Raw genomic sequence first — 22175 nt, 5'->3', positions numbered from 1 at the left:
TTACTTTATTTATGAAAAACAAACCACGAATCGGTCTTTCATCTCCTCTTTAGGAAAACTCAAGAAAAAGCCTGGTAAAGGTGAGTTTAAAAGCCAAAAGGAGGAAAAAGGATGAAACAAACAACGGATTTCATGAAAATGAAAAAAAGTAAGGAACCAATCGTTATGTTAACGGCCTATGATTATCCAACTGCAAAACTGGCAGAGGAGTCGGGGGTTGATATGATTCTTGTCGGTGATTCACTAGGAATGGTGGTATTAGGCTATGATTCTACGATTCCAGTGACAGTGGATGATATGATTCATCACACAAAAGCCGTAAAACGTGGTGCCAAGAATACGTTTGTTGTGACGGATTTGCCGTTTATGTCTTACCATGTCTCTCGCACCCAAGCCTTAACAAATGCCGCTCGAATTATGCAAGAATCGGGTGCAAATGCTGTTAAAGTCGAAGGAGCAAAGGATGTTATATATACAATTGCATCTCTAACAGATGCTGGGGTACCAGTTGTTGGACATTTAGGGTTAACGCCGCAAACTGTTGGAGTCTTAGGTGGTTATAAGGTACAAGGGAAAGATGCTGATAGTGCAAGACAGCTTATTGAGGATGCGAAAAAAGTGGAGGAAGCAGGGGCAATCGCTTTAGTATTAGAATGTGTGCCGAAACAGTTGGGAGAAGAGGTCACAAAAAATATTTCAATCCCTACAATTGGTATTGGTGCTGGTAACCATACAGACGGACAGGTTCTTGTCTTCCATGACGTCGTTTCATTTGGTGTAGACCGTGTTCCTAAGTTTGTTAAACAGTATGCATCTGTGAATGAACCAATCGTAAAGGGACTTTCAACGTATGTAACTGATGTGAAAACTCGTGCCTTTCCCGAGGAAAAGCATTCATATACGATGAAAGAAGAAGAACTTGCTGGACTTTACGGGGGAAAATAAAAATGAAGGTCATCACATCGATTAAGGAAATGCAGAAATACATTAAGAATCAAAAGAATGAAGGTAAAACAATTGGGTTTGTACCAACGATGGGGTATCTTCATGAAGGTCACTTGACGTTAATGAATAAGGCTAGAAACGAAAATGATGTTTTAGCTGTAAGTATTTTCGTGAACCCACTTCAATTTGGTCCAAACGAAGATTTTGACTCTTATCCAAGAGATTTTAATCGAGATTTTATGCTTGCGGAAAATAATGGGGTAGATGTAGTGTTCCACCCATCTACTGAAGAAATGTATCCCAACAAAATGTCGGTGACTGCCAATGTTCACTCAAGAATTGATGTACTGTGTGGGAGACAACGAAATGGACATTTTGATGGTGTTGCAACAGTTCTTGTTAAATTATTTAATATCGTACAACCAGACCGAGCATACTTCGGATTGAAGGATGCTCAACAAGTTGCAGTTGTCGATGGTCTAATAACTGACTTTAATTTTCCAATCACCCTAGTGCCGGTTGAGATTGTTCGAGAAGAGGATGGGTTGGCGAAAAGCTCACGTAATATTAACTTAACCGCTAAAGAGCGAGCGGAAGCTCCAAGATTATTTGAAAGCCTTCAAATGGCAAAGCAAAAGATAGACGAAGGTCAACGGAACCCAAAAGTGATTGAAGACCTTATCCAAGCGCATATTACAACTCATACATCAGGAACAATCGATTACGTTGAAATGTATCGTTATCCAGAGCTTGAAGAACTATCTGAGCTAACTGGAAAAATCATTATTGCAATTGCAGTCAAGTTTACAAAAGTTAGACTTATTGATAATATTACTTTTGATGTATAGATATTTTATTGAATCTTACAGATTATAGGGGGATCATCATGTTCCGTACAATGATGAATGCAAAAATCCATAGAGCCCGTGTAACAGAAGCAAACTTAAATTATGTAGGAAGTATAACGATTGATGAAGATATTCTAGATGCAGTCGGAATGGTTGCTAATGAAAAAGTACAAATTGTAAATAATAACAATGGGGCTCGTCTCGAAACATATATTATTCCTGGTGAAAGAGGAAGCGGTGTTTTCTGTCTAAACGGTGCAGCCGCTCGTCTTGTCCAACAAGGGGATGTCATTATTGTCATCTCATATGCAATTGTACCTGAGGAAAAACTTGCAGAACACAAGCCAAAGGTAGCCATTATGAATGAATATAATGAAATTAAAGAATTAATTCATGAAGAACCAGCAGCAACTGTACTTTAAAAATGTGGAACGCCCCCAAATTGGGGGCGTTTGTGTTAGGAGGTGCACCATATGAACAAACGCTTTGTCGTAGTAGACTTAGAAACAACAGGAAACTCTCCAAAAAAGGGTGATAAAATTATACAGTTTGCAGCAGTTGTCATTGAGGACGGAGAAATCATCGAAAGATTTGCGACCTTCGTTAATCCCAAACAAGACATCCCTGTTTTTATCGAACAATTTACAGGTATTTCAGATGAGGTTGTTGCAAATGCTCCTGATTTTTCAATTGTGGCTCCTGAAATTATCTCAATGTTTAAAGATTCATATTTTGTTGCTCACAATGTCCCCTTTGATTATTCCTTTTTACAGGAAGAGCTTGCTCAATGTGGGTACGATAATTTCCACTGCCTAACGGTCGATACAGTCGAATTATCGAGAGTTATGCTCCCACTTGCTGATAGTTACAAGCTTGGACAACTAGCTGAATCCCTTTCCCTAACACATGAAAATCCTCATCAGGCTGATAGCGATGCAGAGGTTACTGCTGAAATTCTCATGAAAATCATACGTAAAATGAAGCAGCTACCGCTAGTTACGATACAGAAGCTTTATTCCCTATCATCCTATTTCAAAAGTGATATTCGTGAAATATTGCGAGAGATGATTGATGAAAAAGTAAGTAAAGCGAACAAGGAAGTGGGGTTTGATATTTATCGTGGAATTGCACTACGCAAAGCATCCAAACGAAATGTAAAACAAACGAAAAAAAGAAATACATACACAGAAGAGTTTCAATCAGTGATACAAGATTTTCCTTTTAGACAAGGGCAGCTTGAAATGGTACAAACTATTCAACATGCACTGGAAACAAATCAACATGCTGTAATTGAAGCGGGTACAGGAATCGGAAAATCGATTGCTTATTTACTCCCAGCCATTTATATATCAAAGACAAAGGGCAGGTGTATGATAAGTACGAACACACTTCAGCTTCAGCAGCAGCTAGTAGAACGTGATATTGAGAAAATTAGGAGAATTTTGCCATTTGATTTTGAAGTGGCACTTCTAAAGGGAAGAGGAAATTATCTTTCGTTAAGAAAGTTTGAACAGTCACTTTATGAAGACACTGATAACTATGATGAAGTTCTAACTAAAGCACAGATTCTAGTATGGTTAACGGAAACAGAAACAGGAGACATTGATGAAATTAACTTACCATCGGGCGGAAAGTTATTATGGGAGCGTGTAAAAAGCACATATGACAGTATAGAATACAATGACTCAATTTGGGAATCTAGATGCTTTTATCAAAAAGCCAGGAAACTTGCTGAAAATGCTGATATATTAATTATTAATCATGCTTTACTCTTACAGGATGTACATCATGATTTTGAAATACTTCCATCATACGATTATTTAATTATAGATGAAGCCCATCATTTTGAAGCATTAGCTAAAAGGCAAGTCGGCTTAAGTATTCATTATTTGGCGATTCATTCTGTCTTAACGAGAATAGGACTCCTAGAGTCTGACGATTTATTATCAAAATCAGCTGATCTCATGAAACGAATTGGGTTCGACACAGATGATACGTTTGGGCGTGTAAATCAAACCCTAAAGGATATGAAGGCATCGATTAGCGACTTTTTCAGAATGGTTCGAGGTCATGTTCTAACTCATATGCTTCCTGAAGGTGAAACGAATAGGATTCAATACTTATTTGAATCAAATCGTGAGACAAGTGAATATTGGCGGGAAGCAACCGAACAGCTCGCCAAGATAAATGTTTTAATTAAGGAGCTTTCCAATAAGCTTGAGTATCAGAATCAAATTATCCTACAAAACAAATCCTTATTAACGCCGTTACAACTCGGTTTATTTAATGATTACGTGTTAAGCATTGATTTGTTAATGGAGAAATGTACAGTTATCAACACCTTATTTGATAATGAAACTTTTGAAAAGCGAATTACTTGGATAGAGGTTGATCCAAAGGGACCTGTGAATTCCGCAACTATTTATGCTGAACCAATGGAAGTATCTGATTATTTAGCAGACCGATTTTTCACCTTCAAGAAAAGTGTAGTCTTAACTTCTGCAACATTAACGGTTGATGATTCCTTTACCTATATGATTGAAAAAATGGGATTATTGGATTTTCAACCTATTACATTACAGATTCCATCACCTTTTGATTTTGAACAACAAGCAGCGATGATGGTCCCAACAGATGTACCGTTGGTAAATATGGTCTCACCTGATGAGTTTGTGGATTCCATTGCAATCCATATAGCTGAAATTGCGAAAAAAACCAAAGGTCGCATGCTTGTTTTGTTTACTTCTTATGAGATGCTGCAAAAAACGTATGTAAATTTAAAGAACATGGTGCAACTTGAACAATTTGTATTAATTGCTCAGAGTATAAGTGGTGGTAGTCGGGCAAAATTAACTAAAAATTTTCAAGCCTTTGACAAAGCTATCCTACTAGGAACTAGTAGCTTTTGGGAAGGTGTGGACATCCCTGGTGAGGATTTAACCGCACTTGTCATTGTCAGACTTCCATTTGCTCCTCCTAATGATCCAATTTTTGCAATGAGGAAGAAGGAAGTAGAAGCTAAAGGGGGCGATTCTTTTAAGGATCTTTCTTTACCCGAAGCAATTATTCGTTTTAAACAGGGTATAGGTAGGTTAATCCGCTCGGAACAAGATAAAGGCATTATATTCATTTTGGATCGACGGATTATAACAACTCGTTATGGGAAAATGTTTATTCGCTCTATTCCGAATATGAAATTCATTCACAAACCACTAACCGAGTTAGTCGAACAAATTGAAGAATGGCTCTAAAATAGAAGAAAGCTGCATTTATTTAGGGATTGGTCTTCAGTGCAAACCTAATTATTGGAGCGGAAGAACAGTAGCTCTAATAGACTTAAAAAAGACCTGTCAAAAGACAGGTTAAGGCATGGGATTAGGAGTTAATTTTTTGTCGAAATGGTATTGTGAATGGTATTCCACCTGTTATAATGATGTAAGGTAACGTTAGTCAACTTCAACTGTAATGTTGTAGTACTCTTATTGTTGCCGTAATAGATAATCGTATGAATAGTAAAATTTGTGATGAATGAAGGGAGCGCTCTTGCTTGGAAAGTAAGATAGAGGTTCTATCGACAGTTAAAATTCAAAATACCTCTGATTTATATAAAATCGTTGATTTATTAAACCGAACATTAAAACATGAGGATCTCATGTTTGGGTTAGCACTTGATCGAGAAGATGAAAATCAAGCAGTTTTTACAATTTATCGTACGTAAAGTAGTTGATTAAAATGAAAAAATGGATAATAGGGATACTCATCCTTTTCCTCTTGTTGATTTGTTGGAGAGGAATCAGTATATACCAATCCGCCATGGAGCCACTAGAAAGTGCTCAGGCAAAGGGAAATGAAATCGCCCTTGAAAAAACACCAATTGAAACAATTGAAGAGAGCTATACATATTTTGGAACAACCGCTTACCAAGTTGTCATCGGGAAGAACGATAAGGATCAGAGATTAATCGCATGGATTCCAGAAAAAAAGGGAGAAATCATAACGCGATTTGAAAAAGATGGCATCAGCGAGAAAGAGGCGCTTGCTATCGTAAATAATGAACGGAACCCAGAAGAAATACGTTCCGTGAAACTAGGAATTGAAGATAATATCCCGATTTGGGAAATTATTTATATGGGTAGTGATCAGCGACTGACTTACCATAAACTGTATTTTGAAAACGGAAAATATCGAAATTCAATCAAACCATAATCATGGGGGGAAAATCATGAAATTAGCAAACAGAGTAGCGGCCTTAACACCTTCTTCAACACTCGCTATAACAGCAAAAGCAAAAGAATTGAAAGCCCAGGGACATAATGTCATTGGTCTTGGTGCAGGTGAACCTGATTTTAATACGCCTGATAATATAATTGAAGCAGCTATAACTGCAATGAAAGAAGGACACACAAAATATACTCCTTCTGCTGGTTTGCCAGCATTAAAACAATCAATATGTAAAAAGCTTTTAACAGATCAACAATTGGAATATAAACCAAGTGAAGTATTAGTGGGAACTGGTGCCAAATTTGTTTTATATGCATTATTCCAAGTACTTTTAAATAAGGATGATGAGGTTATTATTCCAACACCATACTGGGTCAGTTATCCGGAGCAAGTAAAACTTGCTGAAGGAGTACCTGTGTATGTTGAGGGGAAAGAAGAAAACCAGTTTAAGGTGACTGTTGAGCAGTTAGAAGCAGCTATCACTGACAAAACTGTTGCACTAATCATCAATTCACCAAGTAACCCAACGGGCATGCTTTATTCGAAGGATGAACTACAGGCGATTGGAGAATTATGTGTAAAACATAATATCTGGATTGTATCAGATGAGATTTATGAGAAACTTGTTTATTTTGGGGAGACACACTCATCAATTGCTCAGGTTAGTGATGAAGTCAAAGCAAAAACAATCATCATTAATGGTCTTTCTAAATCGCATTCAATGACTGGTTGGAGAATTGGCTATGCTGCTGGTCCTGAAGGCATTATCAAGAGCATGACAGACTTATCTAGTCATAGTATTTCAAATCCAACTTCCATTGCGCAATATGCTGCGATTGCAGCATATGAAGGATCACAAGATCCTGTCGAAACGATGAGGCAAGCATTTGAACAGCGACTAAATGTAATTTACGATAAGCTAATAACCATTCCTGGTATTTCCTGCATTAAGCCACAAGGGGCATTCTATTTATTCCCAAATGCAAAGAAGTGTGCAGAATTAACTGGATATAACAATGTGGATGACTTTGCAACTGCTCTTTTAGAGGAAGCTCTAGTAGCGGTAGTCCCAGGTTCTGGCTTTGGTGCACCTGAGAATATTCGTCTATCTTATGCAACGTCACTAGAACAATTAGAAGAGGCAGTAGACCGTATTCATAAATTTGTTGAAGAAAAAATGTGAGAAAGTGGGGCGATTCTATTTGGTTTTATACCAGAATGGGACGTCCCTCATGCTTTTCTTGCTTCATTATGACAAGAAATGTATAATTAAGTCTGAATTACATAAGAAGGTTTTACGGTTTTGGAGGGACAATTGTGAAAACAACTATTGCAGAGGTTAATAAATATGTAGGCGAAGAGGTAACAATCGGTGCCTGGTTAGCAAATAAACGTTCAAGTGGTAAGATTGCCTTTTTACAGCTTCGAGATGGGACAGGCTTTATCCAAGGCGTTGTTGTTAAAGCTGAAGTGGATGAAGAGGTTTTCAAAAAAGCAAAATCAATTACACAAGAATCATCCCTATATGTAACGGGTGTTGTAAGAGAAGATGAAAGATCACCGTTTGGTTATGAGCTAACGGTAACAAATATAGAAGTGATTCATGAGTCTGTAGATTATCCGATCACACCAAAAGAACATGGTACAGAGTTTTTAATGGATCATCGCCATTTGTGGCTTCGTTCGAAAAGACAGCATGCTGTCATGAAAATCCGTAATGAAATCATTCGTGCTACATATGAGTTTTTTAATAATAATGGATTTGTAAAAGTTGATCCACCTATTTTAACAGGAAGTGCTCCTGAAGGAACAACTGAACTATTCCACACAAAATATTTTGATGAAGATGCGTATCTCTCTCAAAGTGGGCAGTTATACATGGAAGCTGCCGCAATGGCTTTAGGGAAAGTATTCTCTTTTGGACCAACTTTCCGTGCGGAAAAGTCCAAAACAAGACGTCATTTAATTGAATTTTGGATGATTGAACCAGAAATGGCATTCTATGAGCACGAAGACAGCTTAAAAGTACAAGAGGAATATGTTTCTCATCTTGTACAGTCCGTTTTGAACAACTGTCATTTGGAATTAAAGACATTGGGACGTGACACAACTAAGTTAGAGAATGTAAAAGCACCATTCCCACGAATTTCGTATGATGATGCTATAAAGTTTTTACATGAAAAAGGATTTGACGATATACAATGGGGAGATGACTTCGGAGCTCCACATGAAACTGCTATTGCAGAAAGCTTTGACAAGCCAGTGTTTATTACGAATTATCCAAAAGATATTAAGCCGTTTTACATGCAGCCAGCACCTGACCGAGATGATGTAGTCCTATGTGCAGATTTAATTGCTCCTGAAGGCTACGGAGAGATCATTGGTGGTTCAGAAAGAATCCATGATTATGACTTTATGAAACAACAACTAGAGGCACATGGTCTAACTAGCGATGCCTATCAGTGGTACTTAGAATTACGTAAATATGGTTCTGTTCCACATTCAGGTTTTGGACTAGGCCTTGAAAGAACAGTAGCATGGATTAGCGGTGTTGAACACGTACGTGAATCAATACCATTCCCACGCTTACTAAACCGTCTGTATCCTTAATAAACACTTACTAAGGGGACCTTCCATATAAATGAGGAGGTTCTCTTTTCATTTAATCTAAAAACATAAAACCAAATATTTCTTTCTTATTCCTTCGCGTATTCTCATGTTATACTAAGCTATGAAGAGGTGTTTATACATGAAAATGGATAAATTTATTGATTTATTCGAACAAGGCAGTATTTCTATTCCGAAAATGTTAATGTCCTCGTATCGACATCTACAGTTAAACGAAGAGGAAATGATGGTGCTCCTCCATATTCAAACTTTTATGGATAGTGGAAACTCTTTTCCTACACCAAACGAAATTTCAAATCGCATGACAATAACTGAAGAAAAATGCATGGATATCCTACGTCAACTAATTCAACGTGGCTATTTAGAGATAAATGAAGGAAACGACGAAAAACGACTTATCTATGAAAAGTATTCTTTACGACCACTTTGGGAGAAAATGCTCAAGTATGTCGTTCAACAAAATATGGATGAAGAAAAGGAAGTTGAAGTACAGCACGAGAAAGACTTATATACCATTTTTGAACATGAATTTGGACGACCCCTTTCTCCATTTGAATGCGAATCTTTAGCGATGTGGCTCGATCAAGATCACCACGACCCATCTATCATTAAGGCCGCATTACGAGAAGCAGTTATGTCTGGAAAGCTTAATTTTCGCTATATTGATCGAATTTTATTTGAATGGAAAAAGAATGGTATACGCACTATCGCCCAAGCTCAAAATCATTCACAAAAATTCCGGCAATATCAACAAAAACAAAAACAAACTGATCAAACACAACCAGGGGAGTACAAGCGTACTATTCCATTTTATAATTGGTTAGAAAGTTAAATGTTCTAATAGGAGAATCCTTCATATGTGAACATTCACTAAAAATAAGGTGATATATATGCTAAATAAACAACAAATTAGATTATGTCTTGATACAATGGGGGAGATGTTTCCAGATGCTCATTGTGAACTGAACCATCGAAATCCGTTTGAACTCGTCATTGCAGTTTCTCTATCGGCGCAATGTACAGATGCGCTCGTGAATAAAGTAACAGCATCTCTATTTGAGAAATATAAGACACCTGAAGATTATCTAGCCGTTTCGCTTGAAGAACTTCAAAATGACATTCGTTCTATAGGCCTGTTTCGCAATAAAGCAAAAAACATTCGTAAATTATGTCAAATGTTGATTGAAGACTATGGTGGAATCCTTCCCCAAGACCGTGATGAATTAACAAAACTTCCTGGTGTTGGTAGGAAAACGGCTAATGTCGTGGTCTCTGTCGCATTTGGAATACCTGCAATTGCGGTGGACACACATGTAGAAAGAGTCAGCAAAAGACTAGGATTTTGCCGTTGGAAAGATTCTGTCTTAGAAGTTGAAAAAACATTAATGAAAAAGGTACCAGAGGATGAATGGTCGGCAACCCATCACCGAATGATCTTTTTTGGAAGATACCATTGTAAGGCACAAAATCCTCAGTGTGAAATTTGTCCACTATTAGAGGTATGTAGAGAAGGTAAAAAACGAATGAAAGCGAAAGATAAGGTTGGTTAATGAGGAGCTATTGTCAGATATTAGGGAGAAATGGGATGTTAGAAATGAATATCTCATCAGCCTTTTTAAAAATCGTGAAAAAGCTGCAATTAAAGCCCCAATGAACGAAGCTATCGATGATTTTCTGACTGTTTTATTTCTTGTTAATGAAAAGGACAATCCTAGTTTGAAGGAATTCCAAAAAGTCTCAAATTCGTTGAGCTGTAAGCCGATTAATCTAGATGAACGATTTCAATTTATCTTAAAAAAACCACATCAATATCATTCATTCGTCCAATTAAACGAACTTTATCAAGAACTCTTAAAGATTTATGCAAAAATGAAGATACTTAAGAATAAAAAATAACGCACATTTTTGTGCGTTATTTTTTATATCTATTCTCGATCTCCGCTGCCAGGAGGGATAGGAGGGAAGACTGGTGCTTCGGGATCGCCTTCAACATCTCCAGGACCATCTCCTTCTCCACCATCATTCCCGTTGCCATTACCTCCACCATTACCATTACCATTACCATTACCATTACCATTACCATTACCAGGTGGTAGGGGAATTTCGATTTCCTCCTCTACCGGTTCCGGAATTTCAATTGTATTTGATGTAGGCTCACTACGTTTTTCTGGATTCTTATCATTCACTGCAGTTACAGTAAATTTGTAAATGGCTCCAGGAATCGCATCAGGTACTGTATAGCTAAGTTCTTTCGTTGTCGTAAGCACCTTAGCTGGTCCTTCGTCAATTGATACACTGATTTCAAAACTGTTTGCTTCTATTTCGCCTTCAGCATATGCCCAAGATAAATTGATTTGGTTTGTTACTTGATCATACATGACATCTAGATTGGTTGGTGTTGTAAGCTTATCATATTTATCAGAAACCTCAGTTGGTTCAGTTCCCTTAATGAAATATTCATACACAATTTCCTCTTTCGGTGTATATTCACTAGGGAGCTTTGCAGGGTCAGACCCTTTTTCAACACCTACTTTAACAACTGTTTTCGGCATGACAAAATCCTCTGCCTCTTTTCCTTCAGATAGCTTGGTAATAATGTCACGGAACAGTTTGAGGGCTAAGCTTTGTTCATTAGATTTAATCGGATTACGATTACTACTATATCCCGTCCAAATTGCAACAGAATAGCTTGGTGTATAGCCACTGTACCAAACATCTGGAACACCTGATTTAATATTAAAATTCTTCAAATCATCGGGTGAGTAATTTGTTGTACCTGTTTTACCAGCAATCTGTAATCCGGAAACATCATATCTCCGTCCTGTCCCATAGTCCATAACGGATTTTAACATATCTGTTATCATGAACGCTGTTGCTTCAGACATTGCAGCTTCAGGTTCTGGAGCAAGAACAACTTCTCTATTATCAGGGAAGACAATTTTCTTGACGGCATGTGGCTTTATATAATTTCCTTGGTTTCCGAATGCTGCATAAGCGCCAGCCATTTGGAGAGGGGAAACTCCGCCGTCCATTCCACCTATCGAATAAGGTTCACTTATTGTCTCTTCCAGTGGGATGCCAAGTCGCTCGGAAAATTCCCTCACTTTTGATGTTCCAACCGCTTGAAATGCTTTAAGGGCAGGAATATTTCTCGATAGTGCTAATGCGTGTCTAGCTGTCATTTGTCCCATATGTTTGCGGTCATGGTTATTAATGGGCTTACCATCTGAGTATGTGTATGGTTCATCTTTAATTTGATGGTATGTTGACCATTTTAAATACTCAACTGCTGGACCATAATCAAAAATTGGCTTAATCGTAGAACCAGGTTGGTTTTCGGTTTCAAGGGCGAAATTTCTGCGATTATTTTGAGCTTGGTTTCGACCGCCACCCAATGCTCTAATTTCCCCAGTTTTTGTGTCAACAACTGCAATTCCTGCCTGGAATTCGTCGTCTGGAAACTGAATATCTGGGTTTTGATTTGCTAATAGTGAATCAATATGTGCTTGTGCTTCTGGATCAAAAGTAGTATAAATTTTTACTCCTGCATCATGCACATCAATATCTCCATACTCTTTTAATTCCAATTTCACTTGATCCATGAAAGAATCAATTGGTTGAGATTGCTCTTTGGATTCTACAATAGATGATTCAATTGGAATTTTTTTAGCAGCTTCTGCTTGTTCTTTTGTAATAAATTCATGTCTAACCATTAAGTTCAAAACAACATTTCGTCGCTTTTCTGCTCTTTCAGGGTGGACAAATGGGTTGTAGATACCTGGATTTTGTCCACTACCTGCAATAAAAGCAGCCTCATGAAGCTCAAGCTCGTCGAGTGACTTATCAAAATATAATTCAGCGGCTTTTGAAACACCATAAGTGTTACCGACACCGTAGTATATTTTATTTAAATACATTTCAAGGATTTCATCTTTAGAATACTCACGTTCCAATTGAAATGCTAACCAAAGCTCTTGTACTTTTCTTTTAATTTTTTTCTGTCCTTCTTCGAAGAATGAGTTTTTGATTACTTGCTGCGAGATAGTACTTGCACCTTCAGCACCGAATCCGTCCTTTATATTGGCAACAACTGCTCCACCGAGGCGAATGATATCCAACCCATGGTGTTCGTAGAAACGGGCATCCTCAACAGCTAAAACGGCATTTTTTAAATCATCAGGAATACCGCTGAGAGGGACATATGTCCGTTTTTCAGCACCGAATTCATAGATTTTATTACCATTCATGTCATAAACCTTTGAGGATTGTGGGTCCTTCAATAAGGATTCATCTAGTTCTGGAGCACCGCTAGCAAGTACCAAAAATGTAGTTGCACCCGCAACCATCCCGACAATTCCAATGATTAAGAAGATTAATAAGATACGTTTGAAAATTGAACCTTTTGTTTTTTTACTCTTTTTTTTCTTTTGTTTTGACATTCTACGCGCTTCACGTGATTGATATTTTTCAGACATATTGTTTCCTGCCTTTCAAATGCTTTCCAACGATTTGACGAATTATAATAAGGAAATGTTTCATTGTAAGTGAATTTTCATATTATCCTTGTGTTAAAAATATAACTTGTCAATGATTTTAATATAGTCAATTCTTGGGCGATAGCCAATAGTTAATGGATGGCCGTAAGTTTCAATTTCTTGTTTTGTAATTGATTTTCGTCCATCGGTGTTTTTACGTTTCCAGAAGGTCAGCAAGTGTTTTGCATCAAGGAAATACACTTCCTCTAATGTCGAAAAACGAAGGATTACAAAGCAAATGCCTTCCTGATTTATACAATCGGACATATGCTTAATTTGATGTTCATGAAAGTTTTGAAGCGGAAAAGAAGTCTTGTTTTTTGTTTCCTTTGCTTCAAAATCAATATATCGGCCTTTGTATATGCCATTGTAATCCGTAGTAGATGCTTGTTTAAAATATGCTTCTTTAATCACTGCTGCACTTCTTTTTGGATAATCTACGTTTACAACTTGTACAGGTGTTGGTTTCTTATGTATAACCGCAATTTCCTGTTCTAGGTAAAAGAGATTTGTCTCATTAAGGTCCTCTTCTAGTGTCATTCCACGATTCCCGTATATTCTCTGTTTGAGATGTGGCGTGTTTTTTACTTGTTGGGGCTTATACACCTTCCCATTTGGATATCGCAACTCCATTTTTTCATCCCCCTTAAGAAACCTATTATATCAAAATTTCATATAAAAAGTTTAACGAAATTGTTTCATAAGTGTAGAGAACTAGAGAGTTATATTTCACTATACCATACTATTCGGCAGGATATATACTTTTGGGGGCGTGTAGGGCAAATGGCTGGACACACTATATGGTAAGAGGTGTAGTTAATATGAATAAGTCTTCCAAAGTTACTAAAATAGAGTCCTTTGTAAAAGAGCGCAGAGAAGGGGACTATCAATTGACCATAGATGAAAAAGAATTACTGTCTGAGATCCAGTTAAGAGTCGATAAGGGAAATCTTGATAATATCTCAAGGACAAAGAGTTACGCGAACTATTATAAACGACATAACGAGATAAGATGGTCGTTATTAGCAAGCATGGTATCACGAAATGCTGGATGGAATATGACAGATTTAGAAGGGGAGTGGTACCCGAAATTTCTAACTAAAAAAGAAAGAAACGTGTTATTTCAAACGTATGAACGAGCAAATTGGCTAATTTTTGCAGATGCCTACCCCCAGTTGTTAGTGTATGAACATTCGAAAAGGTTGGGAAGGCCATTGTTTCATCTCTTAAGAATGTTTTCGGTGTCACGGTTTATTGAAACCGAGTGGGAATATTACTGGATATACGGTGAAGGAAATCGTCTTATTAAGGCACAAATCATAAATGAACAAAATATAATTCAAAAGCCAGTAATTGAACACCCTTTTTATAAAAAGAATGTATTTCAACGTTATTTTTACAATCTACAGGATTTTTTGCATTTTAGCTCTGTACTTTTCCCGACCATGGATGGAAGGTTATTTGGATTTTCAGTTCATAAATTTACGAAACTGGACGAAAGGATTGACCTTGGGAAGAAGCTTGCATCCTTATTATTTCACAAGGATTATTACGATTTATTCCTCAGGTTTACAGTTACAGTGGAGCATACAGGATCACGGTTTGATTATGAACGTTATTTATCTGAAAGACGTTTTCGAAATACACCCTTCTTACGAACAACCTATCCTATTATCAAGCATGATAGAAGTAGGGGACATGATTGGTATAGAGGAAAAAGGAAGGCTAGATGGTTTGAGGATGTTGAGTTAGGAAAACAATATGAAATTTCAAAATGGTATTTGAAAAAACAAAAGCAAATCCAGGCGGGAATTTTAATTGAGGAGTTATTGAAAAACAAAGGCTGAGCTTTCAGCCTTTGTATGTATTATATTATGTTGATGGTCGATCAGGACCTTCTAGTTTTTTGTCTCCATAACCAGGGGCCTTCTCTTCATTACGTTCTTGCTTATTCTTCTTTTTATCTTGCTTTGCCATGGAATATTCACCTCCTCTTAGTAGTGTTGGCATTTTCCTAAAAACCATTCTAAAAATGTATGAAATGGATGTCGAATAAGGAGACATATGGTGGAGGAATTCCACTTTCTTTGACGAATAGAAACTAGTTTTGTCAAGCTTGCAGGAGGAAAATGTATGGCAACGAATCTATATAAAAAAGAGGTATGGGAGGATGGATATAATGAAGGATGGACTTACCAATAAAGTAGATGTTCTTGAAAATCTTGATCAGTTGCTTTTTTCGTTAAACGAAATTGATAGACAAGTCGAATCTAAGATAGAGGAACATATTCAAGAAGTGGGGAACCAGACCACAGAGCATTTAATAGAGCTTGAAAATGATATCAACTCCATACGTAGTGCGTATCAAAACAGAAAACACGAGGAAGTACAAACTAGCGAAAAGAATCATTCCTATCACTTAACATTAAGCTATTAAAGCGGTATGATAGTTGTAGAGGTGAGAGAATGTATACGGAACTACTCGCAAAGACAAATTTACTTAAAGAGCTCTGTGTTCAATCATTGAGTCGTTTAGAGGATGTGAAGCAGAGAGAAACATATGAGGCTGATTTTTACAAAGAAGTAAAGCCATTTGTGGATGATACAATGGAAATAGCAGACAGTTGGAGAGATTTAGCGATAGCTTGGATTAAACGAGAATTTCCTAAAAATCTTCATCCAAATCAAATTGATGCTACTCATGAAAATATTCAATTGATTTCTATCCAAAGCTTTTATCAGGATACAAAAGTAAAGCGATTCAAGAATATGTATGAATCAATCCAATACGTACTTGATGGTATCCTTGAAAAGGTAACAACAAAATAACAACCCTCTACTAAAAGATATCCTTAGAGAAAGGTATCTTTTTTTTTGAACACCTAACCCCATTTTTACATAACTTATAGAAAAAGAACATCACAGGAGGTTTGTTCCACATGTATCAACATTTTCGAAGGAACCAAGCTGTTAGCCCCTTCGGCTCTCCGTGGCCTTACTATGGTCAGCATTCCTATCAACAATATTATGGTGGAGGAAATCAATATCATTATAACTGGAATCAGTACCCTCCAAATACCCACAAGCAATTTGCACCAAATGCTTACCCAAATTTCCAGCCCTATGGACAGCAACCGCCATATTCAACGCCATATCCAACCGGTATGGGTCAAATGAAACAAAAAGGGGCGGGGAGTATTCTAACCCAGTTTAAAAACAAGGATGGAACCTATGATATTAATAAAATGATGGATACGGCAGGTCAAATGGTAGGGGCAGTCAACCAAGTGAATTCCATTGTTAAAGGATTAACGAAGACATTTAAAGTCTAATTACTCGTCCTATACTGTAAATACCAACAAAACGAAAAGAAAGCTGTCATGGTAGTTTCAGCTTTCTTTCTACATAAGATTATATTATTTTTTTTTCTCATTATATTGCTTCGCCAAAAGCTGCAATGCTTCATTATAGGACAAACCTGAATTTGCATTAAGCCGTTTTACTTCCTCTACATTTGTGTCTGAATACTGTTTTGTACTAAATCCTTTTGCCATGTCATTCACCTTTTCTATAGCAATTCATACACTTCGTTAAGTTGGTTCACTCGTTTAAAATCTCTTTCATCCATTGCATAATTAATCTCATCTGGTAGAACATTGTTTAAAAACTCGATTTCACCTTCATCCAAGTCCCTTACAAAAGCTTCTTCAGAGGCATACTGATTGTTTACGATTTTTGTAAGGATAGCACGACTTGTCTGATTCTCATCGCCATAATTTGAAATTGTCTCAATTAAGTACCCTAATGTTTTATCCACGATATTATCACCATTTCATTATTAAGATTAAGATTCTTCAAAGAAAGAGGTAAATTCCTCTCTATTTGATTCATTGAAATATGGATTATCCTCGGTTGCATCCTTTGGATCAAGATTGGTTTTAATGACAAGGATGGGTTCATCGCTCGCCTCAGCAATTATCCGGTCATTCAATTCTTTAAAATCAGGTAAGTTTTTGTTCCCTAATCTTTTATCCACGATTCCACCTCCTAGCCATATCATGCTAATCTTTATAGAAAAGTATGTAAAAAAGAGCATGTAATTTACACGCTCTCATTCTCATCAATTGTAATTTTACGTTTTTTTAGTTTTGGTGCCCGGATTTTAAGGACTCCATTTACATAAGATGCTTTTAGTTGATTGGTTCGAACAGGGTATGGTAATGCAACGGTCCTGCTTGCTTTGTTAAAAGAGTGTTTTTTTACATAATAGTGTTTTTTCTCGTTGTTTTCTTCTATTTCTTCAATATGGTTAACAGTGATCGTAATATATTTCTCAGAATACTCGATATCAATTTGTTCCTTTTTGACTCCTGGTAAGTCTGCTGAAATAATAAGCTCTGCGTCCGTTTCATACATATCAATCGGGATGGTTGATAGGGGAAAGGGTCTTTCAAAAAACTCATCAATTGTATCTAATAATCGTTTAACCGGTTTATGACTAAAGAACTCATTCATAGATTTCATAAGTGGCCCGAAAGAATCATCGTCAAATTTTCGGTTGGATTTATCATGCTTATCGTCATTCACACTTTTTCTCCTCCATAGTCGTATTTTCTACTGACACTATATTCAATTGAGTTCAAAGTGTTTAAATTTTGGGCTAATATAAAGGTAACAAATGTTTGAATAAAGTAAAAAAGAACTAAGTTTGAATGACTCAGTTCTTAGAAATTTTATATAAATAATTCTTCTTCTAGGCTTTCAAAGTCCACGATGATGTTTCCTTGTTCATTGACTTCAATTATTTCCTTTTTCTTTAATTTGGTTAAGGTTCTGCTGACTGTTTCACGAGTTGTTCCAATCATATTAGCTAAGTCCTTATTTGTGAACTGAGTGGTGATGATGATTTTAGCATCGGAAATCTTTCGCCCGTCAGTATTACAAAGTCGCATGATTAATTTAATAATTTGTTCATATGTATTATTTAATATTTGGGCTTCTAGTCGATTTTGTAAATCAACTATTTTTTCACCCATAACTCGAAAAAGCTTAATACAAACTTGTGGATGCTGCAGGAGTAGGTTTTCAAAATGAGAGATTGAGATAACTACAGCATTTGTATTTTCTTGCACTAATGCATAAGCGGGATAGTTTCCTTTGCGAAAGAAACCGACGTGAGGGAACATATCACCATCTTTTTGGACTGTTACAATCTGCTCTTTGCCATTAATATCATTTTTATATATCTTTACTTTTCCTTTGTAAATAAAATAAACATTTTCTAACGGGTCTTCTTGCATAAAAACATGAGTCCCTTTTTTATATTGTCGATATTGGGCAATGTTAACGATTTCTTCCAGTTCATTACTAGTTAATTCTTTAAAAAGTGGAACCGTTCGCAAAACTTCAGTAATTACATTCCGATTCATTTGTTTTCACTCCATGTCTTCGCACTATTATCTTAAGTGTAGCAAATAACAAGATTGTCGGTAAAGCACTTATCCTAACCCATTCAATAATTATGAAATTGAGTGAAAAGGTTGTGAAAATCCGAGCAAATTTGATTCGTAATACGTACGTTTTACAATTATAGGCAGAAAGTGGTATAATATAATATAAACAGAGATAAATTAATAGTAATGCTTATTATAAGGAATTTCTCATAGGAGTTTTTCGTGCTAACGAATAGTGTTTATAAAGGATTTTGAGCCGAGTAAAACACACTTTATAATAAGTTTTTTTATTTTGTCGCTTGTATGTATTTGTATTATGGAATAGTTTCGTGCCAACCAAAACAAAGGAGATGATACGAATGGCTTTTGGAAGAAGACCAGTCGAAGAAATTGTTACGGAAGAAACGAAGGTGTGGGAATGCACATCTGAGGAATGTAATGGATGGGTACGAGATAATTTTAAGAGTAGTCAGGAACCAAGTTGTCCATTATGTGGTTCTGCTATGGAAACCGGTACAAGATTACTACAGGTTGTGAACAATCATAATAAGAGCTTTTTAGCATAGTATCATTGACTGTTTCCTCCATCTTACACTTTTTTTAAAAAAATAGAAGATATTTTGGTTATAAAAAGTTTTATGATGGTTATAATAATTCATGCATTACCTTGCAACAATTTTGTTGCATTACATAGGAGGAAGCAAAATGGCACAAGGAAAAGTAAAATGGTTTAACAGTGAAAAAGGCTTTGGATTTATCGAAGTTGAAGGTGGAGACGATGTATTCGTACACTTCTCAGCAATCCAAGGTGATGGGTTCAAAACGTTAGAAGAAGGTCAAGAAGTTAGCTTCGATATCGAAGAAGGTAGCCGTGGACCTCAAGCTGCTAATGTTCAAAAAGTATAATGGACCATATATAAACCGTTCAAAACAGATTCTATTTTAGAGTCTGTTTTTTGTTTAAAGGTACAGAAAAACCCCCTACATTCACAAAAATGTAGGGGGTTTTTATTAGTTTGTAGCGGGCTTAGCTGATTTTGCTTTTTCAAACTGTGGCGTAACCTTTTCGCTAACGTCTACTCGTTTGATAAAGAGTGCTAGCACTAGAGCAACAATATTGATCCCTAAAGCAACAAGGAAAGAATAATTAATTCCAGCAAGTAGTGCTTGTTGACCAATTAGATCCTGAGTAGTTTGTGTTAATGTGGTTGGGTCTACATTTGCCATCAGGCTTTCACCTTCTGACTTTGATACACTATTCATAACAGTGACTAATACCGCTGTACCAATTGATCCTGACACTTGTTGAGCTGTATTATTGATAGCCGTTCCATGTGGGTATAATTGAGCTGGTAGCTGATTTAATCCATTTGTCATAATTGGCATCATGACCATTGACATTCCGAACATACGAAGCGTATATGTTGTAACGATATAGGTATAAGAAGAATCAATCTGTAACTGTGTTAATAAATAGGTTGATACAGCTGTTATTCCAAGTCCACTGATTGAAAGAAGACGTGGCCCAAATTTGTCGAATAATTTACCAGTAATTGGTGACATTATTCCCATTACGATGGCACCTGGGAGTAGCATTAACCCTGATTCAAATGGTGATATTCCACGAACACTCTGTACATAAGCAGGTGTTAGTATCATTCCAGAGAACATCGCTACCGCATTTACAATAGCAATGATTGAAGCAAGTGCAAACATTGGATATTTATATGCTCGTAGATCAAGAATTGGTTCCTCAACTTTTAGTTGGCGTAAAACAAATAAAATTAAAGTAATACCACCAATTATTAAAGATGTCATGACGAGTGCATCAGTCCATCCGTCATTACTTACAGAGCTAAATCCATATAATAATCCACCAAAACCAAGCGTTGATAGGATTACGGACAAATAATCGATTGTAGCATTCTTGTTTACGTCCATAACATTCTTGGATTTCCAAATGGCAAGTACTAAGCTAATTACTGCAAGAGGTAAAATCATTTCAAACAGTACTCGCCAATCATAATGTTCTACAATATAACCGGATAAAGTAGGCCCGATTGCCGGTGCAGTAATCATTACTAAACCGAAGATACCCATTGCCGTACCGCGTTTTGCAGGAGGAAAACTAATGAGCATAATGTTCATTAATAATGGTCCCATTACGGAAGAACCTGCCGCTTGAACCATTCGTCCAGAAATTAAGACTCCAAAATTTGGAGCAAATGCAGCCATTGCAGTTCCTAAAGTAAAGATAAGCATGGATGTAATAAATAAGCTTCGATTCGAAAAGCGTGTAATTAAAAACGCTGAAGCTGGAATCAATACACCGCTGACAAGCATATATCCGGTCGCAAGCCATTGAACAGTTGAGTAGTTTTCAATATTTAAATCAATCATGATAGATGGTAGTGCGACATTTAACAGTGAGTTGTTTAAAAAGGAAACAAATGCCCCAACAAAAAGGATTGCTAACATCAGATATGGAGGCTTTTTTTCTTCTAATGTTGTACTCATATATTTTTCTCCTTCTTTCATTCATAAAATGGATACTTGAATGATTTTATACCACAAGTTCAATTTGTGCAATATATTTATACTTAGGGTATAATGTGGTTATGAAAACAATAAAATTTGAACGAGGGAAGCGGTTGGAGGCCATATGAATAAACGAAGGAGACGGGTTGCGGACGCGGCATTAAAATTATTTGTAGAAAAAGGAATTCAACAAACATCAATCCAGGATATTATTGAACAAGCAAATATTTCTAAAGGGACATTTTATAATTATTTTTCAAATAAAAATGATTGTATTGCAGAGATTTTAGAAGAGTTACGCTATGATGCAAGTCAAATTCGCATGGAGATGCAGGTAGGTAAAGATGAAACAGACCGACATGTTCTAATTAATCAAATCTCCATATTAACTGAATTGAACAAGGAACGTAATCTTAATTCTCTTTTTGAAGCGATATTAAGTAGTAATGAAGTTGAATTGAAAAAGATGGTGCTGCACCATCGTATACATGAAATGGAATGGTTAGCAGGGCGTTTTGTAGAAGTCTATGGGGAAGATGTAGAGTCATCTGCTTTGGAGCTTTCAATCCTATTTTATGGAATGATGCACTATATCTTATTTACGGTAAAGTTTACAAATAGTACAAAACCAGTTCAACAGATTGTCGAAGTGTTATTAACATACTTAGAGGCAATCATCCCAATAATCAATCAAAAGGGAAGTGCTTTGTTAGATTCATCTTCACTTCATTTTATACAATCGAGAGTTGATCGAAAGGTATTATCTCTTGAAGAACTTTTAGAATTAGCAAAGAATTTAGAGGAACAAGCTACATTTACAACTGATCAGCAAGATTTGTTCGATACGATTGTAGATGAACTAAAGCGGGATCGGATTCGAAAAAGTGTACTACAACCCTTGATTAAACCTTTTCAGCAATCTTTTGCACAATCGGATATGGAAGGACAAGTCAATACTTTTACAAATTTCCTTTGGTATTATTCAAGAATGATGTGATACTAAAAGG

General features: G+C 36.5%; 26 protein-coding genes. 18 read left to right on the top strand and 8 right to left on the bottom strand.

Annotated elements, in window-relative coordinates; genetic code table 11:
• Positions 1–111: 111 nt before the first annotated feature.
• The 11 genes from panB (at position 112) to CZ490_RS08935 (ending at position 10538) form a co-directional block, all read left to right on the top strand.
• The gene (panB, locus tag CZ490_RS08985; RefSeq protein ID WP_077618572.1) at positions 112–945 is read left to right on the top strand and encodes a 3-methyl-2-oxobutanoate hydroxymethyltransferase; all 834 of its coding nucleotides are present in this window, start codon (positions 112–114) and stop codon (positions 943–945) included.
• A 2-nt stretch (positions 946–947) separates the two neighbouring features.
• Positions 948–1793 carry a pantoate--beta-alanine ligase gene (gene panC, locus CZ490_RS08980; protein ID WP_077618571.1) on the top strand — a complete coding sequence of 282 codons (846 nt, stop codon included), beginning with the start codon at positions 948–950 and terminating at the stop codon, positions 1791–1793.
• Positions 1794–1831: 38 nt separating this feature from the next.
• Positions 1832–2215, top strand: a complete 384-nt coding sequence (gene panD, locus CZ490_RS08975; RefSeq protein ID WP_077618570.1) for an aspartate 1-decarboxylase — start codon at positions 1832–1834, stop codon at positions 2213–2215.
• A 51-nt stretch (positions 2216–2266) separates the two neighbouring features.
• Positions 2267–5044 (top strand): ATP-dependent DNA helicase DinG, encoded by a 2778-nt coding sequence (dinG, locus tag CZ490_RS08970; RefSeq protein ID WP_077618569.1) that lies wholly within the window; start codon positions 2267–2269, stop codon positions 5042–5044.
• A gap of 296 nt (positions 5045–5340) precedes the next feature.
• Positions 5341–5511, top strand: coding sequence for a YpmA family protein (locus CZ490_RS08965; protein ID WP_077618568.1), 171 nt, complete (start codon positions 5341–5343; stop codon positions 5509–5511).
• A 95-nt stretch (positions 5512–5606) separates the two neighbouring features.
• On the top strand, positions 5607–5999 hold the full coding sequence (locus CZ490_RS08960; protein ID WP_077618567.1) for a cell wall elongation regulator TseB-like domain-containing protein: 393 nt from the start codon (positions 5607–5609) through the stop codon (positions 5997–5999).
• 16 nt (positions 6000–6015) lie between these two features.
• A complete protein-coding gene (locus CZ490_RS08955; protein ID WP_077618566.1) occupies positions 6016–7197 on the top strand; it encodes a pyridoxal phosphate-dependent aminotransferase in 1182 nt (393 codons plus the stop codon).
• Positions 7198–7331: 134 nt separating this feature from the next.
• Complete coding sequence (gene asnS / locus CZ490_RS08950; RefSeq protein WP_077618565.1) at positions 7332–8624, top strand: asparagine--tRNA ligase; 1293 nt, start codon at positions 7332–7334, stop codon at positions 8622–8624.
• Positions 8625–8763: 139 nt separating this feature from the next.
• Positions 8764–9474, top strand: a complete 711-nt coding sequence (locus CZ490_RS08945) for a DnaD domain-containing protein (RefSeq protein WP_077618564.1) — start codon at positions 8764–8766, stop codon at positions 9472–9474.
• A 58-nt stretch (positions 9475–9532) separates the two neighbouring features.
• Complete coding sequence (gene nth, locus CZ490_RS08940; RefSeq protein WP_077618563.1) at positions 9533–10192, top strand: endonuclease III; 660 nt, start codon at positions 9533–9535, stop codon at positions 10190–10192.
• Positions 10193–10202: 10 nt separating this feature from the next.
• Positions 10203–10538 carry a YpoC family protein gene (locus CZ490_RS08935; protein WP_077618562.1) on the top strand — a complete coding sequence of 112 codons (336 nt, stop codon included), beginning with the start codon at positions 10203–10205 and terminating at the stop codon, positions 10536–10538.
• A 29-nt stretch (positions 10539–10567) separates the two neighbouring features.
• On the opposite strand, the gene CZ490_RS08930 is transcribed toward CZ490_RS08935, so the two are convergent.
• Together CZ490_RS08930 and recU are read right to left on the bottom strand one after the other, a co-directional pair.
• On the bottom strand, positions 10568–13117 hold the full coding sequence (locus CZ490_RS08930; RefSeq protein WP_234987210.1) for a transglycosylase domain-containing protein: 2550 nt from the start codon (positions 13115–13117) through the stop codon (positions 10568–10570).
• A gap of 93 nt (positions 13118–13210) precedes the next feature.
• The gene (gene recU, locus CZ490_RS08925; RefSeq protein ID WP_077618561.1) at positions 13211–13810 is read right to left on the bottom strand and encodes a Holliday junction resolvase RecU; all 600 of its coding nucleotides are present in this window, start codon (positions 13808–13810) and stop codon (positions 13211–13213) included.
• 188 nt (positions 13811–13998) lie between these two features.
• Between recU and CZ490_RS08920 the strand changes: the two genes are divergently transcribed.
• The 4 genes from CZ490_RS08920 to CZ490_RS08905 all read left to right on the top strand — a co-directional run bounded on the left by CZ490_RS08920 (position 13999) and on the right by CZ490_RS08905 (position 16509).
• Complete coding sequence (locus CZ490_RS08920; protein ID WP_077618560.1) at positions 13999–15024, top strand: DUF2515 domain-containing protein; 1026 nt, start codon at positions 13999–14001, stop codon at positions 15022–15024.
• A gap of 332 nt (positions 15025–15356) precedes the next feature.
• Complete coding sequence (locus CZ490_RS08915) at positions 15357–15614, top strand: hypothetical protein (RefSeq protein WP_077618559.1); 258 nt, start codon at positions 15357–15359, stop codon at positions 15612–15614.
• A 29-nt stretch (positions 15615–15643) separates the two neighbouring features.
• The gene (locus CZ490_RS08910) at positions 15644–16006 is read left to right on the top strand and encodes a YppE family protein (protein WP_077618558.1); all 363 of its coding nucleotides are present in this window, start codon (positions 15644–15646) and stop codon (positions 16004–16006) included.
• A 110-nt stretch (positions 16007–16116) separates the two neighbouring features.
• Positions 16117–16509, top strand: coding sequence for a YppG family protein (locus tag CZ490_RS08905; protein WP_077618557.1), 393 nt, complete (start codon positions 16117–16119; stop codon positions 16507–16509).
• A gap of 84 nt (positions 16510–16593) precedes the next feature.
• Here the strand turns inward: CZ490_RS08905 and CZ490_RS22495 are convergent, their stop codons facing one another.
• The 5 genes from CZ490_RS22495 to CZ490_RS08885 all read right to left on the bottom strand — a co-directional run bounded on the left by CZ490_RS22495 (position 16594) and on the right by CZ490_RS08885 (position 18606).
• Positions 16594–16731: a hypothetical protein gene (locus CZ490_RS22495; protein ID WP_200801569.1), complete on the bottom strand. Its 138-nt coding sequence runs from the start codon at positions 16729–16731 to the stop codon at positions 16594–16596.
• A 14-nt stretch (positions 16732–16745) separates the two neighbouring features.
• A complete protein-coding gene (locus tag CZ490_RS08900; protein ID WP_077618556.1) occupies positions 16746–16994 on the bottom strand; it encodes a sigma-G-dependent sporulation-specific acid-soluble spore protein CsgA in 249 nt (82 codons plus the stop codon).
• 27 nt (positions 16995–17021) lie between these two features.
• Entirely contained in the window at positions 17022–17213 is a 192-nt protein-coding gene (locus CZ490_RS08895) for a hypothetical protein (protein ID WP_407639785.1), read from the bottom strand.
• A 65-nt stretch (positions 17214–17278) separates the two neighbouring features.
• On the bottom strand, positions 17279–17764 hold the full coding sequence (locus CZ490_RS08890) for an Hsp20/alpha crystallin family protein (protein ID WP_234987209.1): 486 nt from the start codon (positions 17762–17764) through the stop codon (positions 17279–17281).
• A 146-nt stretch (positions 17765–17910) separates the two neighbouring features.
• Positions 17911–18606, bottom strand: a complete 696-nt coding sequence (locus CZ490_RS08885) for a Crp/Fnr family transcriptional regulator (RefSeq protein ID WP_077618555.1) — start codon at positions 18604–18606, stop codon at positions 17911–17913.
• Between the two features lie 383 nt (positions 18607–18989).
• On the opposite strand from CZ490_RS08885, the gene CZ490_RS08880 reads away from it, so the two are divergent.
• Positions 18990–19196 (top strand): cold-shock protein, encoded by a 207-nt coding sequence (locus tag CZ490_RS08880; RefSeq protein ID WP_200801568.1) that lies wholly within the window; start codon positions 18990–18992, stop codon positions 19194–19196.
• Positions 19197–19335: 139 nt separating this feature from the next.
• Complete coding sequence (gene cspD, locus CZ490_RS08875) at positions 19336–19536, top strand: cold-shock protein CspD (RefSeq protein WP_077618554.1); 201 nt, start codon at positions 19336–19338, stop codon at positions 19534–19536.
• 105 nt (positions 19537–19641) lie between these two features.
• Here the strand turns inward: cspD and CZ490_RS08870 are convergent, their stop codons facing one another.
• A complete protein-coding gene (locus CZ490_RS08870; RefSeq protein WP_077618553.1) occupies positions 19642–21147 on the bottom strand; it encodes an MDR family MFS transporter in 1506 nt (501 codons plus the stop codon).
• Between the two features lie 145 nt (positions 21148–21292).
• On the opposite strand from CZ490_RS08870, the gene CZ490_RS08865 reads away from it, so the two are divergent.
• Positions 21293–22165, top strand: a complete 873-nt coding sequence (locus tag CZ490_RS08865; protein ID WP_077618552.1) for a TetR/AcrR family transcriptional regulator — start codon at positions 21293–21295, stop codon at positions 22163–22165.
• Positions 22166–22175: the final 10 nt, after the last annotated feature.

This window comes from Litchfieldia sinesaloumensis, from assembly GCF_900156865.1.
Taxonomy (GTDB): domain Bacteria; phylum Bacillota; class Bacilli; order Bacillales; family Bacillaceae_L; genus Ferdinandcohnia; species Ferdinandcohnia sinesaloumensis.
The sequence above is the reverse complement of the archived record's forward strand: the minus strand, read 5'-3'. Positions and strand labels throughout refer to the sequence as shown.